The sequence below is a fragment of the Heyndrickxia acidiproducens DSM 23148 genome (assembly GCF_000374345.1).
Classification (GTDB): Bacteria; Bacillota; Bacilli; order Bacillales; family Bacillaceae_C; genus Weizmannia; species Weizmannia acidiproducens.
On the sequence record NZ_KB894012.1, the window covers coordinates 1 to 752 of the forward strand.

General features: G+C 45.9%; 1 CRISPR repeat array.

The window, feature by feature from the left end:
* The first annotated feature begins 63 nt into the window (after window positions 1-63).
* A CRISPR array of direct repeats spans window positions 64-752; the repeat unit is 32 nt; unit sequence ATTTCAATCCACGCACTCACATGGAGTGCGAC.

A 752-nucleotide genomic window follows, 5' to 3' on the forward strand; every position in this document is an offset into this window, starting at 1 on the left:
TCAATCCACGCACTCACATGGAGTGCGACTTTTGCTGTATCTGGTTGTGTCCTAAACGTAAATATTTCAATCCACGCACTCACATGGAGTGCGACGGCACTTATCCCGGACAACAAATTAAAGTCCTAGATTTCAATCCACGCACTCACATGGAGTGCGACGGCAAACGATGCCAACGCCAATGCCAATACACGTATTTCAATCCACGCACTCACATGGAGTGCGACTCATGCCCTTATTAAAGTCCTCGTTAAAAACTTTATTTCAATCCACGCACTCACATGGAGTGCGACGGTTCATTTCGTTTTGTCGTCTCCTTCCGTTTTAATTTCAATCCACGCACTCACATGGAGTGCGACCGATCCCCAGCGATTATATGACGGCTGCATTGAGATTTCAATCCACGCACTCACATGGAGTGCGACTCAATCTCACTTTCTACTACAAAAACCCTCTTTATTTCAATCCACGCACTCACATGGAGTGCGACGTTTTTGTCGTAACCCTTCATGGCATACGCCCGATTTCAATCCACGCACTCACATGGAGTGCGACGGATAATGACCGGTGCATATGTCGTAATATACGCTATTTCAATCCACGCACTCACATGGAGTGCGACTAAAAATGTGGTTAATTAGATCATAAAAGCAGGATTTCAATCCACGCACTCACATGGAGTGCGACGACAACAACAAGCTTGTATTTGAGGACGTTTTGATTTCAATCCACGCACTCACATGGAGTGCGAC